Raw genomic sequence first — 16244 nt, 5'->3', positions numbered from 1 at the left:
CCTCATCCCATCCAGAGATTTTCGCGGTCGCAGGGCGAGACAAAAACGGGCTTCAAAACGTCCCGCCGCAGCCAGTCGCCGCCGTCGATCACGAGATTCGTGCCCGTGATATGGCGAGCGTAGGGCGAACACAGAAACGCCGCGGCGCGGCCGATTTCCTGTGCGCGCAGCGGGCGTCGCGCGGGTATCGAAATCGCGCGCGGCCCCGCCTTGTCCGGGTCGTATCCCGGGATGCCGGCATGCGGATAATTACCGATTACCAGACCGTTGACACGCACGCCGAGCCGGCCCCACTCGGCCGCGAGTGTGAGCGTCAGGTTCATCTGACCCGCCTTCGCCGCGGCCGCATGCGCGTCGCCGGGCAATCCCAGCCAGACGTAGCTCGCCAGATTGTTGACGATCGCGCCGGGCCTGCCGTCCAGCCGGCGAAAAAATTCCTGGCAGCAGAAGAAGGTGCCGTCGAGAGCGATCCGGGTAACCGCGCGCCAGGCATTCGGGCTGATACGTTCGGCGAGGAGCGGGAAGTTCGCGCCGGCATTGTTTGCGAGGATCGTAATCGGCCCCACGGTCTGTTCGACCCGTTCAAACCCGTCGCAAACCCTCTCGGGTTCCCTTACGTCGAGGGCTATGGGCACCGCGGAGAGGCCCTGTCTGCCCAGACGCTCCGAGACTTGCGTCAGCCTCTCGATGTCGCGGCCTACAAGCGCGACGGTTGCGCCGCAGCGGGCGAACGCCTCGGCCATCGCCAACCCGGTGCCGCTGCCGCCGCCGGTAATCAGCGCGACCTGGCCTGCGAACATGTCTGCCGGCAGCATCGGGTCTGCCGCAGCCGGCGGCTCGGAAAAACTCATGTGCCGCGCAGTTCGGCGCGCCCGTTCTTGAGAACCGTCACGCCGCGATCGGGAACTTGCGCCTCGAAAGAAATGACATCGCCGTCCCGCCACAGGTCGATGACGAGCGCATCGCCGGGGAAGACCGGCGCCGAAAAGCGGGCCGCGAGGCTCGCGAGCCGTTCGGGATCCCATCCGGCAAAGCCTTCGATAACCGCGCGGCAGGCGATGCCGTAGGTACACAGGCCATGCAGGATGGGGCGGTCGAATCCGGCGCGCCGGGCGGCGTCGGGATCGATGTGCAGTGGATTCATGTCACCGCTCAGCCGGTAGATCAAAGCGAGGTCGGGGCGCGTTGCGTAGCGCAGGCTGAGGTCGGGTGCGCGGTCCGGAACCTTGTGCGGGTCAGGAGCGCCCTCACTCGGCGCGCCGCAATGGCCGTCGGCACGGGCAAAGGAGGTGACGCGAACCGTCGCCAGCAGGTCGCCCGTTGCCCCGTCGCGCAAGCTGGTCTCGGTGACGCAGACGGCTCCCTTGTCACCCTTGTCGTAGACCGCCACGACACGGCCCTCGCCTGTAATCTCGCCCTGCGGCGGGATCGGCCGGTGCCAGAGGATCGCCTGCTCGCCATGCACCGAATAACGGTAATCGAAACCCAGCTGCGCCACGGTGACTCCGAGACCGCGCGAGAGAACGGCAGCCAGCGTTGGCATGACCTTCTGATCGACCTCATGGACGAAGGGCAATTCGTTCCGGTCGAGGGGATCCGACGCCATGCCAAGACCGAGTGCATAAAGAATCGCGTCATTTGCGCCCCAGGCCTTTCGCCCGCCGGAACTCGTTTCCTTGAGCACTGCGGGATATTGAATGGGCATGTCGGCCTCCTCGTCTCGGGGTCAATTGCGATGGCCCATCATTATCGCTGCCGGTCCTTGGGCGGTCCACAAGTGTGTCGCCCGAACATATGCGAATAGTCGTCTCCTTGCTTCCGAACAGACACTAAAGCTGTCCGCCAAGATGCTCTCTAGTCGCTTGACCGGTAGGGAAGAAGGGAAGCCGACATGGTGCTGAATATAAAGCGGGAAGGGCGGGTAGCGGTCCTCAAGCTCAATAGGCCCGACAGCCTCAACGCGCTGAGCGGCGATCTTCACGATGCGCTGAACGCTGCGGTTGCCGATGTTGCGCTAGACGAGAGTGTCGGATGCGTTGTCGTGACCGGGGCAGGCCGAGCCTTTTGCGCTGGTGGCGACACACGGTCGGGCGCCGCGCGCGATACCGGTCCGAAGAGCCAGGAACAGCGCGTCGACGCGATGGTGCACCATGCCGAGACGGTAAGGCTGCTGCACTTGATGCCGAAGCCGACGCTGGCGATCGTCAACGGGGCGGCGGCGGGCGCCGGTCTCGCGCTTGCGCTCGCGTGCGACATGCGCATTGCTGCAAGCGACGCGATGATGACGACCGCTTATGTCCGGCTCGCGCTTTCGGGCGATTTCGGTTGCACCTATTTCCTGACGCGGCTCGTCGGGCCCGCAATTGCCGCGGAATTGATGTTTCTGAGCGAAAAAATTGCGATGGACCGGGCTCTCCAACTAGGCTTGGTCAATCGCGTCATGCCGTCCGGCGATCTGCTCGCCGAGGGAATGCGAATGGCGAACGAGCTTGCCGCAATGCCGCCCGTGACGCTGCGCCTGATGAAGCGCAATATCGCTGCGGCCTCGCACGCCAGCCTCGACGAGATGATCGAACGCGAAGCCACCGCGATGGTCCGTTGCACGAAGACGCAGGACGCCAAGGAGGCGCTGGCTGCGCGCCGCGAAGGACGACCTGCGGTCTTCGTTGGCTACTGACCGGGCTTCTTACGCTTTTTCGAGAATATGAACCGCCGAACAGGTCCCCAGTCCGACGACATGGGCGAGACCCATGCGGGCGCCTTCGACTTGCCGCGCCCCGGCGTCGCCGCGCAGATGCAGGCTCAACTCATAGAGATTGGCGACACCCGTGGCACCGATCGGATGCCCCTTCGACAAGAGACCTCCAGAGACGTTGACCGGTATACGCCCGCCGAGCGCAGTAGCCCCGCTGTCGATCATGTCATTGGCCTCGCCGGCGCCGCAAAGCTGCAGATTCTCATAATGCAGCAATTCGGCAGTGGCGAAGCAGTCGTGTAACTCCACGAGGTCCAGGTCCTTGGCGTCGATCCCGGCCATCTCATACGCGCGCGCTGCTGCAAGCTGGGTCGCGGTGTTGATGTCGGGCATCTGGGGATTGCGTTGCTGCCACGGATCCGACGCGAGGGCCGACGCGCGGATGCGGATCGCGCGGTCCATCAAGCCGAGCTCGCGAACCTTCTTGCCGGACATCAGGACCACCGCCGCGGCCCCGTCGACGTTGATCGAGCACATCAGCTTGGTGTTGGGATAGGCGATCATTTCGGCCTCCATCACCATCTCGAGCGGCGTTTCCTTGCGGAGCACCGCCTTCGGATTCATCGTCGCGTGATGATGGTTCTTCACCGATACCTTGGCGAACTGCGCGAAGCTGGTGCCATATTTGGCCGCATATTCGCGTCCCGCCTCGGCAAAGGTCGCGGGCATCGAGGTCGATCCCATCAGGCCTTCAATCGGAATCGCCGACTGCCGCGCCGCGCCGAGCATTCCCATTCCGGTCATCTGCTCGACCCCCACCGCCAGTGCGATATCATAATCGCCCGTTCGCACCGCCATCCACGCCTCGCGCACTGCCGTAGCCCCGGTTGCGCACGCGTTCGATACATTGGCGATCGGAATACCGGTCTGACCGATCTGCTGGAAAATCTTCTGGCCGACCATCGTTTGGAACACGCAGCCGCAATAAGCGGTCTGAATGTCATGAACGGTGATCCCGGCATCATCGAGTGCGCCAAGGACGGCCTCGGCGCCAAGCGAAGCCGGCGTTCGGTGGGGATAGCGACCGAAAGCAATCATTTCGATCCCGGTAATATAGACATCGTTCATGATATTGACCCTTCGTCAGTCGGCCGCGAGCGGCTCGAAAAAATGGCTGATATAGGCGTTGCCGTCCGCATCCCGGCGGCCCAGTGCGTCGTCAAAGACGATCCGAACGCGCATTGCGCCGTCGATCTGGTCCGCATCGAAAGGGACGCCCCGCAGATTGCCCTTCAGCGACGGGCCGTCGTCGATATCAACGACGGCCGAGATGAACGGGACGGCGGTGCCTGGAAAGCTGCGATGGACGATCGAGTAGCTGTGAAGCGTGCCTTCATATCGGGGCTCGTGCGCGTCAAAGCCGTCGCGCGACCCGCATCGCGCGCAAGCGAGCCGCTCGGGTTCGAGAAACATCGTGCCGCATGATCTGCATTTCAGGAACGACAGGCGCGGCTCGGGACCATCGAGTTGAATGTAGGAAGCTGCGGGGAGCGGCGAGGGGAGAGGGGTGTCGGTCATGGCATGGCTCCATTTTTTCAATTGTCGGCAGCGGCCGGGCGAAGATCGACCGGCGCATCGGTGGTCTGCGGGGCCGGGGCGTCGTCATCGGCCCAGGGATCGCGGGGCATACCGAGCACGCGCTCGGCCAGCTTGTTGCGGTGGATCTCGCTCGTCCCGCCACCGATCGTCGAGGCGCGTGTCGAAAGCCAGGCACGCGTCCAGCGCGTTTCTTCGAGTCCTGCGGCTCCCTGAGCGTCGACCATCAACTCGAACAATTCCTTCTCATTCTCCTGCCCGACCAGCTTCGAGATGGACCCCTCTGCACCTGGATTGTCGCCCGCAGTAAAGCGCGCGACGTTGCGCAGGCCGTGCAGCTTGACGATCTGGGTTGTCGCCCAGGCGGACGCAAAACGTGCGCGCAGGTCGTGATCGATGCCGCGCTGCGCTTCGCGCTCGGCGATCGTGCGTGCCACGCGGGCGACCGTCTCGGCCTGCGCCGCTTGCGAGCCCAGGAAGTTGGTGAGATGTTCGCCCACCATCGTCGTGCGGTTGATCCGCCACCCGTCGTTCATCGATCCCACGATATTGTCGAGCGGCACCCGCACATTGTCGAAAAAGACTTCGTTGAAATGATAATCACCGTTGTTCCGGCGGATCGGGCGAACCTCGATGCCGTCGCTGTCCATCGGGATCAGTACGACGCTGATGCCCGCATGCTTGGGATGCAGTGGCCCGGTACGGATGAGTGCATACATCCAGTCGGCAATCTGCGCCTGGCTCGTCCAGATCTTGTGACCGTTGATCACCAACTCGTCGCCATCGACCTCTCCGCGGGTCCGCAGCGATGCGAGATCGGACCCTGCACCGCGTTCCGAAAAACCGCCTGCCCACAAGATGTCGGCCCGCCGTGTCGGCGCCAACAGCAGTTTCTGCCGTTCGGAGCCGTGCGCGATCAGTGTCGGGCCGACGAGCATTAACCCGCGGTTTCCGGGGAGCGGAGGCAGGCCGCGCCGGGTCAATTCGGCATAGTAGAGCACTTGCTGGGTAAAGCTGGCCTCGCGGCCGCCCGCGGATTTCGACCAATGAAGGCCTGCCCAGCCGGCGTCGGCCAGCTCCCCTTGCCAGGCCCGGCGTTCAGCCATCCCCGCCCGTTTGAGAGTCTTGGCGCGCTCGGCGCTCACATGTTCGTCGAGCCACGCGCGAAACGGTTCGATAAAGGCTTCGTCTTCGCTCGAGGGAATGAAGCCGAGATCCATGCCCGCGAACTGGTCAGCGCGCGATCGTGCACCCGAATTGGCTGCCTCGAGCGCAGTCTCGCCCAGAACCCGCAGATTCTGCGTAAAACTGCCGAAGGTCAGGTTGCAATGTTTTGCGCGGCGCATCAACAAATGCAGATCATGTTCCCACGTACAACCGATCGCCCCGTGCATCTGGACGGCTTCGCCAGCGACCCAGGTAGCCGCGCGGGTCGCCTGCGCCTTTGCGAGTCGTGCCGCGTCGAAATCGGGAACGCCGTCGTTGATCGATCGGACGGCGCCCCATAGCGCCGAGCGCGCACCTTCGACCGCGATCAGGCAGTCGGCAAGTTTCTGCTTCACGGCCTGGAAGCGACCGATCGGCTGACCGAATTGCTCACGCTGGAGCGCATAGTCGCGCGTCATGTCGAGGGCCGCTTGGGCAACGCCGAGCGCTTCTGCGGCAATCAGCGTCTGCACGATTGCCGTCAGCCGCCGGATCGGGAAATCCGAGACAGCCTCGGCGCGGGCACCGTCGAATTCGACGCGCGCTAGCCGGCGCGTTGGGTCAAGGCTCGCTATCTCGGTCCGGGTTATCCCGCCAAGCGAGAGGTCGACGCTCCACCAGCGCCCGTTTACGGGCATGAGAGCGACCTCGATCGCGGCGCCGTCGACCATATCGGCGATGGTACCGCTGATGGTCCATTCCTCGCGGCCTTCGGTCGGCGAGACCGTGAGCTCAACGGCAGCGCCGTCCGCCGCAGAGAGGCCGGCACCGACGACAATTTCACCGGCGGCAAGCGCTTGGCCGAGCGACGTGGCTTGCGGAGTCATCGAGGAAGCAAGAACATGAGCTGCGGCAAAGACCGATGTGCTCGGGATCGGGGCGACGATCCGTCCCAGCGCTTCGGCTGCGATGACTTCCTCGGCGAGGCTCATTTCGACGCCGCCGTGCGCTCCTGGAAGCACGATCCCTAAAAATCCCAGCTCCGCGAGGTTGGACCAAAGGGCTCCGTCGATCGGAGGGCCTCCTTCGGCCGCGTGACGCGCCGCGTCGCGCGTGCTGAGGAGGCGGCCGAGGATATGGCTGATCTCTTCTTGGTCGGGTGTAAGCATGATAATTCCTAGCGGTGTCGCAATATGGCCGCAGCGTTGTCGAAGCTTTGCGCGTGCGTCCAAGTCGAACTCGAAGACCGTCGGCCCCCGAATGACATAAAAGGCGATGCGGGGGTCTTTTTTGCCGGGAATCTGCCGTTCGTCCGGCTTGATGGGAAAACGACCGGTTTGGCGGCACGAAAGACATTGGTCCTCGGCGCCCGCACTCGGCCATCGTCGGCTGAATGATGAGGGCCGAGGTCTAGATGCAGATTGAATTCACCAGCGAGGAAATGGCGTTTCGCGCCGAGGCACGGTGCTGGCTGCGCGCCAATGTCCCCGCTGGCGAGCGGCCGATCCACAGCGACCGTGCCCTCGATATTCGCGAGTTCGACCTAGAATGGCAGCGCAAACAGTTCGAGGCGGGCTGGGCTGGTATCTCCTGGCCCAGCGAATATGGCGGCCGCGGCGTGAGCCTGATCGAACAGCTCATCTGGCACGAGGAATATGCCCGGGCGGGCGCACCGCGGGCCGGGTCCTGCTTCGTCGGTCTCAGCCACGCCGGGCCGACCCTCATTGCGCGCGGGACGCCTGAACAACAAGCCTTCCACCTGCCGCGGATCCTCCGAGGCGATACCGTCTGGTGCCAGGGATTTTCGGAGCCGGGAGCGGGATCGGACCTCGCCGCGCTGGGCACGCGCGCCGAAATCGACGGCGACGAGCTGGTCGTAAATGGCGCCAAAATCTGGACCAGCTATGCCGCGATTGCCGACTACCAGGAACTATTGTGCCGGACCGAAGCCGGGAGCCGAAAACACAGCGGGATAAGCTGGGTCATTTGCCCGATGGACACGCCCGGAATCGAGCTGCGGCCTATCCTGACCATGGTCGGACCGAATGATTTTCACTTCTGCCAGGTTTTCTACAACGATGTTCGCATCCCGCTCGCCAATGTCGTCGGCGAAGTTAACGATGGCTGGAACGTAGCGAACGCAACGCTCGGTTTCGAGCGGGGCACCGGATTTGTCGCCGACCAGATCCAGAACAGCGAACTTGTAGAAAGGCTGATCGCGATGGCGCGTGGTCGCTGCGGTCTCGACGGTCTCTCGCCCGCGATCGACGATGGCGATTTCGCGTCGCGTCTCGCCATGTCCCGCGCCGAAATGGCCGGCGTCCGGGCCATGACCTACGCTACCGTTTCGCGCGCGGCGAACGCCAATCCCGGACCTGAGGGCTCGCTGGTGAAGCTCTTCTTCTCCGAGGCATCACAGCGACTGCGTCGGCTCGGGGTCGACCTGCTCGGGCCGGAAGCGCTCGAGCTGTCGTCGGACGCTGGTCTTACGACGCCCTATCTGCGGTCCTACGCGGCTTCGATCGGAGGCGGCACGTCCGACGTGCAGAGAAACATCATTGCAGAGCGCGTGCTCGGCTTGCCGCGGGCGCCGCGGCCATGATCGACATGGAAATCTCTTCCGAACAACGGCAAATTGTCGACTCGGTCCAAAACCTTCTGGCCGACGCCCTGCCTTACGATCGCTTCGTGCCGCGCCCGACCCCCGTCCCGAACGCTGACCGCGCCGTCTTCACGCAATTCGGCGAGCTTGGCGTGTTCGGCCTCGGCCTTGCCGAAGCCAGCGGCGGCGTCGGCTATTCGTTGGTCGAAGAGGTGCTGGTTGCGCGCGAATGCGGGAGGTTTCTCGTGTCACCGGCAGTCGTCGCGACGATGATCGGCGTGCATGTTGCGCATTTCGCTGGCGACCGCAGTCACGCCGAAGCAATGATGCGCGGCGGGACGCCCGTAGCGCCCGCGCTCGCCTTCGCTCCTGCCGCGACACATTTTGCCGGCAAATATCATCTTGCCGATGCCGAGGGTGCAGAATGGGCATTGCTGTGGAGTGAGGGTGGCCTCGCTCTCGCGCACCGCGACAGCTGGCACGGCGCGCAGAATATGGACTCGATTGACAGCACGCTGACGCTGACACGCGTCGCGGTAAAGGACATCATGCCGCCGCTCCGGGTACCTGCCGCGAACGGCTTGTGGCGGCGTGCGCAGTTGCTCGTGTCGGCCTATCTGACAGGGCTTGCGGAGGCGGCGCTCGATGACTCGGTCGGATATGCGAAGGTCCGAGAGCAGTTCCAGCAACCGATTGGCGCCTTCCAGGCAGTCAAACACCGCTGCGCCGACATGCTGACGCGAGCATCAGTGGCATGGAACAGCACGATCTTTGCCGCATTGACCGATCAAGCCGAAGGTCCGGACGCCGATTTCCAGGCGATCGCAGCCAAAATCCTGGCAAGCGATGCGGCCTTCAGGAACGCCGCCGTCAATATCCAGAACCATGGCGCCTATGGATTCACCGGTGAACATCACGCGCATCTTTTCGTCAAACGTGCGCATTTTCTCGACCGCTTCGGCGGCGATGCCACCTACCAGAAGCGGCGCATGCTCGCCGCGAACGCGCCGTCGTCTGATGCGGAGCGATCGTCGCCTGTCGACGGACTGGCCGGATAATCAGGAAGGGACATTTGAATGACGACCATCGCCGAACAGATTGCCGCCCACTTCGGGAGCTTGCCGACGCTAGAGCCCGAAAGCGTCGCGGTGCGTTATCAAGGCACACAGACGAGCTGGGGGCAACTCGGGCTGGTGGCGGACGGCATCCTTGAGTGCCTGGCAGCCGCAGGCGTTCCAGAGGGCTCGTCGATTGGCTGGATCGCCCGCAACGATCCGGCCCTTCTTGGGGCCCTGATCGGACTGATCAAGGGCGGATATACGGTATCGCCTGTCAATCCGCACCAACCGGTGCAGAAGATTGCCGAGCAGCTTCGTGCGCTCGGGATGGCGGCCAGCGTCGGGGTCGCCCAGGATTTTCACCCTGAAGTTCGTGAGGCCCTCGCAGATACAGGCGGAGTCGGCGTCACGATCGATGCCCAGGCTGTCCCGGCGGCGCGCCTGCTCGCGGACGGTGATACGGTCGGGAGTGGCCCATTCCGAAAGCTCGACGATGCGATCGTCGAGCGTCTGACCAGCGGGACGACGGGCGAGCCCAAGCGAATTCAGGTGCCCGCGGCGACCTTTCAAAAAGCGCTGGAACTCGGAGCTCGATCGGAAAAAGACAAGCAGGCCGAGCCGCTCAAGGTCAAGCGATCACCTGGAATCTTGTTGACGACATTCTCGCATTCGGGGGGGCTTTGGGGCGCGCTTCTGGCGCTCAATCAGGCGCGTCCGGTCGAACTGTTCGACAAGTTCGACGTCCAGCGCTGGGCCGATGCGGTCGAGCGCGGTCAGGTCAAGGCGGCCAATCTGGTGCCCTCCATGATCACGATGGTCCTCGAGCAGGGCGTTGCGCCCGAAAAGATCAAGAGCCTGCTCGTTATCCGCGCGGGGACCGCACCGCTCGATCCCGAGACGCAACGCGCATTCGAAGAGGCTTACGGGATTCCGGTTCTCACCGAATATAGCGCCTCCGAATTCATGGGAGGTATCGCCGGGTGGTCACTTGCTGACCATAAACTCTATGGCGAATCGAAGCGCGGCGCTGCGGGCACCCTGCGTCCCGACATGCAGGTCAAGATTACCGACGTCGAGACGGGCGAAGAGCTGGAGCGCGGTCAGATCGGAATCCTCAATCTCAAATCACCGCGGATCGGCCCCGACTTTATCAAGACGACCGATCTTGCATCCTTCGATACCGACGATTTCCTCTGGATTCACGGCCGCGCGGACGAAGCCATCAACCGGGGCGGATTCAAGATTCTGCCGGAGAAGGTCGCGGAGACGCTGCGTCAGCACGACGCGGTGCGCGAGGCGGGCATCCTTGCGGTCAGGGACAGCCGGCTCGGCCAGGTCCCGATCGCGGTGGTCGAGATCGTCGAGGGGGCGCAAACGAGCGAGCAGGATCTCAAGGATTTCGTTCGCTCGCAGATGCCGGCCTATATGGTTCCAACGTCGATCGAGCTGGTCGACGCCTTGCCGCGGACGCTTTCGATGAAGGTCGACCGGCCCGCGCTACGCGCGCTCTTCCAAGACAAGTATCACTTCTGACCGGCCGACAGCGGGCGGCTACATCACCGGCATTTGGATAAGGGACATCAATGGAAACTCAGACGCAGGCCGATACTCCGCGCGATATCGATTCGACGATCAGCGACGAAGACATCGAGAGGGCCACTGCCCAGATTGGCATTCCCCAGCGCCGCTTCGTGAAGGCGTTCAACGAGACCGCGACGACCGACGGCATGCGGCATTTCGCCTTCGGTCTCGTCGGTGATGACAATCCGCTGTGGCACGACCCAGACTATGCAAAGAATACGCGTTGGCGTGGTCCCGTGGCGCATCCGTTGTTCATCCAGACAATGGGTATCAATGAGTGCCCGTCCTATTCGCCCGAGCACAAGGCGCTGTTCCGCGGCCTTTTCCGCGGGATCGGCAAATATCTGGCTTCGACGACCTGGACCTTCTTCAAGCCGATCTTCCCAGGCGACACCGCCTATGAGGAATATGTCACCTCTGACATTCAAGTGAAGCAATCAAGTTTTTCGGGAGGCCGCTCGGTCATCGACAGCTACCGCTCGCTCTATGTCGACGCCGCGGGGGCGCCGCTGGCGACGCGCGAACATTCGCTCGTCAATGCCGAGCGCAAGGGGTCGAAGGAAAAGGGCAAATATGCCGACGTTGCGCGGCACACCTATACGCCCGACGACATAGCGCGGATCGACGAGGTTTATGCCGCCGAACAGCGGCGCGGCGCCACCATCCGCTATTTCGAAGACGTCGAAGTCGGCGAGGCGCTGACCCCGGTTGCGAAGGGTCCGTTGTCGATGGTCGACCTGATCTGCCGCCATATAGCCACGGGCATGGCCGACGGATATGACATTGGCCCTCTGCGTTATGGCTGGCGAGCGCGCGGCAAGATCGCGCCCTTTTACACACCCGATGCCTGGGGGGTGCCCCAGCCACAACAGCGCGTGCACTGGGACGACAGCCGCGCGCAGGACCTCGGCCTGCCTGGCGGATATGATTATGCGATCATGCGTTTTGCCTGGCTGACGCATCTCCTGACCAACTGGATGGGCGACGATGGCTGGATCGAAAGCTATGGCGTCGAGCTGCGCCAGTTCAATTTCGTCGGGGATTTCCACATCATCGGCGGTAGCGTGACAGGCAAGTCGGTCGAAAACGGCCGTCCCACGGTTGAGATCGTACTGGAAGCCACGAACCAACGCGGCGACATCACCACGCGCGGTAAGGCGAAGATACTGCTCCCTTCGCGCGAATATGGTGCAGTGATCCTGCCCGAGGCGCCGATCGAGCTCGTGCGGCGCGGTGCAAACATGATGGCGGAAGCCGCAGCGCGCAAGGCGGCTGGCTAACATAGGGGGCAGGGAATGGTTGATAGACTGCGATTTGACGACGAAGTCGTCGTTGTGACGGGCGCCGGCAGCGGCCTCGGGCGTGCCTACGCGCTCGAACTCGCCGCGCGCGGGGCAAAGCTGGTCGTCAACGATCTTGGCGGATCGACCGACGGGCAGGGGTCCGACGCTTCAGCCGCGGCGCGCGTGGTTGCGGAAATTGAGGCCCAGGGCGGCGAGGCGGTGGCAAGCTTCGATAGTGTCGCGACGCCTGCGGGCGGGAAGGCCATCGTCGCGGCAGCGCTCGACAAATGGGGCCGGCTCGATGCCCTGATCTCGAACGCGGGCATCCTGCGCGATCGCAGCTACGCGAAGCTCGATTTCGACGAAGCCCGTTCGGTGATTGACGTCCATTTGTGGGGCGGCGGCTTTTTCGTCGCGCAACCGGCCTTCAACGCGATGAAAGAAGGCGGGAGGGGCGGTCGAATCCTGTTGACGACCTCGGCTTCCGGATTGCTCGGCAATTTCGGCCAGGCGAGCTACGGAGCCGCGAAAATGGGCCTGGTCGGTCTCATGCGCACCTTGCGGATCGAAGGCGAGAAGGCCGGCATCAAGGTCAATGCGCTGGCGCCGATCGCCGGAACCCGCCTGACGGGGGCACCCGTCGACGACGATGCGCCCAAGGGACCGGGCAAGGTTGCGCCCATCGCGGTCGCACTCGCGCACGCCCAATGCCCGACGAATGGTGAAATCTATATGGCGGGCGCGGGCTGGTATTCGCGGGTGATGATCGGCGTCACCGAAGGTTGGGTCTCGCCAGACGCGACGGCTGAAACGATCCTCGCCAACTGGGACAAGGTTTCCGACGCATCGACCTACAGCGAGCCGCGGAGCGCTGGCGATATCAGTACGATCATGCGAAACATCACGGGATGATTTATTCAGGAAAGACGGCCGATGACTGACAGCATAGGAATCGATGTCACAGAGGCGGTAGCGGTGATCACGCTCAACCGTCCCGATCGCCATAATGCAATGGACAATGCGATGAGCGCCGCCTTTGGCGAAGCGATCTCCGCTGCGCAGGACGATCCCGCGGTCCGCGCCATTTTGCTGCGAGGCGAAGGTAAATCGTTTTGCACCGGTCGTGATACCGCGGCGCTCGGCGTCCGCGCACCCGGCGTCAGCGATTTTGCGCATGTCAGCAAGAGCCAGAAGCGCAAATTCCAGATACTCGACAGTCAGAAGCCGTTCGTGGCCGCGATCCGCGGTTATGCGATCGGTGGCGGCTGCGAACTGGCGCTGCAGTGCGATATTCGCGTCGCGTCCGCGACGGCGCAATTCTCGCTCCCCGAAATCGATCATGGGATCATCACCGACGGCGGCGGCTCGGTGATCACCGCCGCGGTTGCGGGGCCCTCACGCGCCAAATATCTCTTGATGACGGGCGAACGCATCGACGCCGCGCAGGCGCTGGCCTGGGGCATGGTCGATTTCGTCGTTGATGACGCCGATCTCGATTCACGCGCGCTCGAGATCGCGAGCAAGATCGCCGCGCGCCCGCCGATTCATGTCGCCATGGCCAAGCAGCTGATCGACGGCGTCCACGGCGACCAGATTCGCCGCGGCATTCGCGAGGAACTCGTCGCCATATCGGCGCTGTACAAGACCGAGGATCGCCAGGAAGCGCGCGCGGCGCGGAACGAAAAGCGCGATCCCGTTTTCAAAGGACTTTGACCTGATGGCGCTTGCCGAACCCTTTGCGGTCGATCATCCGTTTATGCCCCCCGACACATTCAAAGACGATGTCATCCTCGTCACTGGCGGCGGTACGGGGCTCGGCAAGGCGATGGCACAGATGTTCGCGCGCCACGGCGGCCGCATTGCGATCGCGAGCCGGAAGGAGGAGCATCGGGCGGCGGGCGTCGCGGCGATCGAGGCGCTTGGCGGCACCGCGATCGGTGTGGCACTCGACATCCGGGATCCCGAACAGGTGACGCGCGCGTTCGACGAAATCGAGGCGTCGCTCGGTCCGGTTACGATTCTGATCAACAACGCCGCCGGCCGCTTCATGGCACCCGCCGAGGACATTACGCCGAATGGGTGGCGGGCGGTTACACAGATCGTTCTCGACGGTACCTTTTTCTGTTCCCAGGAGCTGCATCGTCGCCGGCTGGCCGCAGGGGGCTCCGGCGCCATCCTGAACATCGGCGCGACATTCGCTTGGACAGGCGGCCCTGGGTCGGCGCATTCGGCCGCGGCGAAAGCCGCGGTCACCAACCTCACCCAGACGCTCGGCGTCGAATGGGCGATCGACGGCGTGCGGATCAATACGCTCGCTCCCGGCTATTTTCCGCATGACGATACCGCCGCGCATATGAAGGGCGACTGGTCCGGCGAGGACAAGCGGTCGAAGCAGATGCCCGCGGGACGCGTCGGCAGATTGCAGGAACTTGCCTGGTCGGCCGTTTTCCTTTGCTCGCCTTATGCGTCTTACATTACCGGCCATACCCTCGTCGTCGACGGCGCAAACTGGTTGCGTCACCGCGCGTCGAGCGCACCCGACTTCGTCCCCGTGCGCGAATGGGCACGGCAGCGCCCTCAGGACTGACGCCCGCTTCCTGCGTCAGGGTGTCGATACGCCTGATGGTTCGACGGGCAGGAGGCCATGATCGGGGGTTGCCTCTTTCCAGCGAACCGATCCGATCGGGCGTTCGAGCATGATGGTCGCGCGGATCGGGCCAGGGCCCTCATGCAAGGCGGCGACCTCCTGCTGGATCTGAGCTTCTTTGACGGTCGGTCGATCGCGCTGGCGCAGGAAATCGAGCCAGGTCGCGCAGACGTAGCGTTCGCGCCAGATCCAGGGATCGCGAATATCGCGTGCCACCGAACAGGAGCGGGCGCCGTTGCGCTTGCGGCTACGCTGCAACTGCTGGACCAAGATGTAAAAGCGACGCGCCTTTTCGGGGGCGACGCGATAGTCGATCTCGACCGCGATCGGGCCACTGCGCGGGGTGAGGGCAAGCCTCGCCGACAGCTCCTTGCGCTGGGCTGACATTTCCTTGTCTTCCACCTTGACCACCGGCATTGGCATCCATCGTCCAAGAATTAGCGCTACGGCGACGAGAAGCGCCGCCGAGGCGTAAAGCGCGCCCGAAAGCCCGATCTCGGTGGCAGCCCGACCCCAGGCCCAACCACCCAGCGCGATTCCGCCGGCCGTTGCGGCCTGAAAGGTCGCGAGCGTTCGACCGGCGACCCACCGCGGCGCGGTCAGCTGGATACTGATATTGCAGATCGCGACCGAAATCAGCCAGCCGGCGCCCGCCACCGCGAGCGCGAGCGAGGTGATGAGTTCGGACCGGCTGCTGCCGACCACGACGGCCATTGCTGCCACGCCAAAACTGCAAAGTCTCATCACCGCTTCGGTGGATAATTTGGCGCGCAGCGATGCGAGCGCGAGGCCGCCTAGCACAGCCCCGACGCCGAAGGCGCCTAGCAGCAATCCGAAGATCCGGGAGTCTCCGTGCAAAATGTCGCGAGCGATAAGCGGAAGCAGGGCGGCGATCGCAGTTCCGGCAAAGGCCGCCGAAAATGTTCGCCATAACGGAGTGCGGATCCGGGGCGAGTGCAGGACATAGCGAAGCCCCGCGATCGTGGCCTCGACCAGCCGTTCGGGCGGCAGCCGCGGGATCTCCCGGGCGCGCTTCCACAGGATCATCACCACGATCAACGGCAGGTAGCAGACGGCGGCGGCGATGAAGGCCGCGGCGACCCCGGCCCAAGCGACGATGACACCGCCAACCGCAGGGCCGAAGCTGCGCGCTATGTTGAAGCTGACGCTGTTCAACGCAATCGCGCTGGGAAGCAGCGCGGGGGTGACTTGCTCGCCGACTGACGCCTGCCACGAAGGGCCGAACAGGGCCATTCCGCTGCCGACGAGAAAGGTGAACAGAAGAAGACTGGCGGGGCCGACATGGCCCCCAAACACCGCGATCGACAAAAGGATCGAGCCGACAAGCGAGGCAATGATCGCGAAGAGGATGACGAGACGCCGGTCGTAAATATCGGCAATCGCGCCCGCGGGCAGGGCAAAAAGGGTGATCGGCAAAGTGAGCGCTGTCTGGACCAGCGCCACTTGCTCGGGCGTGCCGTTCATTTCGACCATCGCCCAGCCCGCCCCGACACCCTGGATCATTCGTCCGGTGTTCGATAACAGGCTAGCAGTCCAGATACGGCGGAAAAGGCCTTGCTTCAGCGGTTCGATCATTTCGGTGGAGATCATGCCGGCATCCATTCTCTTGCGACGA

General features: G+C 63.7%; 14 protein-coding genes. 8 read left to right on the top strand and 6 right to left on the bottom strand.

The features are described 5' to 3' along the window. Positions 1–2 precede the first annotated feature (2 nt). Both CDQ92_RS06720 and CDQ92_RS06715 read right to left on the bottom strand, forming a co-directional pair. Positions 3–851: an SDR family oxidoreductase gene (locus CDQ92_RS06720; protein ID WP_088440670.1), complete on the bottom strand. Its 849-nt coding sequence runs from the start codon at positions 849–851 to the stop codon at positions 3–5. Further along, positions 848–1705: a MaoC/PaaZ C-terminal domain-containing protein gene (locus CDQ92_RS06715; protein ID WP_088440669.1), complete on the bottom strand. Its 858-nt coding sequence runs from the start codon at positions 1703–1705 to the stop codon at positions 848–850. Before CDQ92_RS06715 ends, CDQ92_RS06720 begins: the two co-directional genes overlap by 4 nt. A 186-nt stretch (positions 1706–1891) precedes the next feature. Here CDQ92_RS06715 and CDQ92_RS06710 point away from each other — a divergent pair, with 186 nt between their 5' ends. Next, entirely contained in the window at positions 1892–2677 is a 786-nt protein-coding gene (locus CDQ92_RS06710) for an enoyl-CoA hydratase/isomerase family protein (RefSeq protein ID WP_088440668.1), read from the top strand. Positions 2678–2686: 9 nt separating this feature from the next. Here the strand turns inward: CDQ92_RS06710 and CDQ92_RS06705 are convergent, their stop codons facing one another. The 3 genes from CDQ92_RS06705 to CDQ92_RS06695 are packed head-to-tail and all read right to left on the bottom strand — an operon-like array spanning position 2687 to position 6606. Next, complete coding sequence (locus CDQ92_RS06705) at positions 2687–3823, bottom strand: thiolase family protein (protein ID WP_088440667.1); 1137 nt, start codon at positions 3821–3823, stop codon at positions 2687–2689. Between the two features lie 15 nt (positions 3824–3838). Continuing rightward, the gene (locus CDQ92_RS06700; RefSeq protein WP_088440666.1) at positions 3839–4273 is read right to left on the bottom strand and encodes a Zn-ribbon domain-containing OB-fold protein; all 435 of its coding nucleotides are present in this window, start codon (positions 4271–4273) and stop codon (positions 3839–3841) included. Between the two features lie 17 nt (positions 4274–4290). Further along, on the bottom strand, positions 4291–6606 hold the full coding sequence (locus tag CDQ92_RS06695; RefSeq protein ID WP_088440665.1) for an acyl-CoA dehydrogenase family protein: 2316 nt from the start codon (positions 6604–6606) through the stop codon (positions 4291–4293). A gap of 245 nt (positions 6607–6851) precedes the next feature. Here CDQ92_RS06695 and CDQ92_RS06690 point away from each other — a divergent pair, with 245 nt between their 5' ends. The 7 genes from CDQ92_RS06690 to CDQ92_RS06660 are packed head-to-tail and all read left to right on the top strand — an operon-like array spanning position 6852 to position 14548. Continuing rightward, entirely contained in the window at positions 6852–8039 is a 1188-nt protein-coding gene (locus CDQ92_RS06690; RefSeq protein WP_088440664.1) for an acyl-CoA dehydrogenase family protein, read from the top strand. Positions 8040–8044: 5 nt separating this feature from the next. Beyond that, positions 8045–9097, top strand: coding sequence for an acyl-CoA dehydrogenase family protein (locus tag CDQ92_RS06685; RefSeq protein ID WP_158213779.1), 1053 nt, complete (start codon positions 8045–8047; stop codon positions 9095–9097). Positions 9098–9115: 18 nt separating this feature from the next. Further along, a complete protein-coding gene (locus tag CDQ92_RS06680) occupies positions 9116–10630 on the top strand; it encodes a class I adenylate-forming enzyme family protein (RefSeq protein ID WP_088440662.1) in 1515 nt (504 codons plus the stop codon). A 50-nt stretch (positions 10631–10680) separates the two neighbouring features. Further along, entirely contained in the window at positions 10681–11958 is a 1278-nt protein-coding gene (locus CDQ92_RS06675) for an FAS1-like dehydratase domain-containing protein (RefSeq protein ID WP_088440661.1), read from the top strand. A gap of 15 nt (positions 11959–11973) precedes the next feature. Further along, on the top strand, positions 11974–12873 hold the full coding sequence (locus CDQ92_RS06670; RefSeq protein WP_088440660.1) for an SDR family NAD(P)-dependent oxidoreductase: 900 nt from the start codon (positions 11974–11976) through the stop codon (positions 12871–12873). A gap of 21 nt (positions 12874–12894) precedes the next feature. After that, a complete protein-coding gene (locus tag CDQ92_RS06665; RefSeq protein WP_088440659.1) occupies positions 12895–13674 on the top strand; it encodes an enoyl-CoA hydratase/isomerase family protein in 780 nt (259 codons plus the stop codon). 4 nt (positions 13675–13678) lie between these two features. Next, positions 13679–14548, top strand: coding sequence for an SDR family oxidoreductase (locus tag CDQ92_RS06660; RefSeq protein ID WP_088440658.1), 870 nt, complete (start codon positions 13679–13681; stop codon positions 14546–14548). Between the two features lie 15 nt (positions 14549–14563). Here CDQ92_RS06660 and CDQ92_RS06655 read toward each other — a convergent pair whose 3' ends face one another. Further along, positions 14564–16219, bottom strand: coding sequence for an MFS transporter (locus tag CDQ92_RS06655; RefSeq protein ID WP_229667534.1), 1656 nt, complete (start codon positions 16217–16219; stop codon positions 14564–14566). Positions 16220–16244: the final 25 nt, after the last annotated feature.

It is taken from the genome of Sphingopyxis bauzanensis, from assembly GCF_002205675.1.
Lineage (GTDB): Bacteria > Pseudomonadota > Alphaproteobacteria > Sphingomonadales > Sphingomonadaceae > Sphingopyxis > Sphingopyxis bauzanensis.
This window is presented reverse-complemented; position numbering and strand designations above follow the sequence as displayed.

Coding starts and splice junctions, on each gene's coding strand:
- CDQ92_RS06720 (WP_088440670.1), bottom strand. CDS start 851: ATGAGTTTTTCCGAGCCGCCGGCTGCGGCAGACCCGATGCTGCCGGCA.
- CDQ92_RS06715 (WP_088440669.1), bottom strand. CDS start 1,705: ATGCCCATTCAATATCCCGCAGTGCTCAAGGAAACGAGTTCCGGCGGG.
- CDQ92_RS06710 (WP_088440668.1), top strand. CDS start 1,892: ATGGTGCTGAATATAAAGCGGGAAGGGCGGGTAGCGGTCCTCAAGCTC.
- CDQ92_RS06705 (WP_088440667.1), bottom strand. CDS start 3,823: ATGAACGATGTCTATATTACCGGGATCGAAATGATTGCTTTCGGTCGC.
- CDQ92_RS06700 (WP_088440666.1), bottom strand. CDS start 4,273: ATGACCGACACCCCTCTCCCCTCGCCGCTCCCCGCAGCTTCCTACATT.
- CDQ92_RS06695 (WP_088440665.1), bottom strand. CDS start 6,606: ATGCTTACACCCGACCAAGAAGAGATCAGCCATATCCTCGGCCGCCTC.
- CDQ92_RS06690 (WP_088440664.1), top strand. CDS start 6,852: ATGCAGATTGAATTCACCAGCGAGGAAATGGCGTTTCGCGCCGAGGCA.
- CDQ92_RS06685 (WP_158213779.1), top strand. CDS start 8,045: ATGGAAATCTCTTCCGAACAACGGCAAATTGTCGACTCGGTCCAAAAC.
- CDQ92_RS06680 (WP_088440662.1), top strand. CDS start 9,116: ATGACGACCATCGCCGAACAGATTGCCGCCCACTTCGGGAGCTTGCCG.
- CDQ92_RS06675 (WP_088440661.1), top strand. CDS start 10,681: ATGGAAACTCAGACGCAGGCCGATACTCCGCGCGATATCGATTCGACG.
- CDQ92_RS06670 (WP_088440660.1), top strand. CDS start 11,974: ATGGTTGATAGACTGCGATTTGACGACGAAGTCGTCGTTGTGACGGGC.
- CDQ92_RS06665 (WP_088440659.1), top strand. CDS start 12,895: ATGACTGACAGCATAGGAATCGATGTCACAGAGGCGGTAGCGGTGATC.
- CDQ92_RS06660 (WP_088440658.1), top strand. CDS start 13,679: ATGGCGCTTGCCGAACCCTTTGCGGTCGATCATCCGTTTATGCCCCCC.
- CDQ92_RS06655 (WP_229667534.1), bottom strand. CDS start 16,219: ATGATCTCCACCGAAATGATCGAACCGCTGAAGCAAGGCCTTTTCCGC.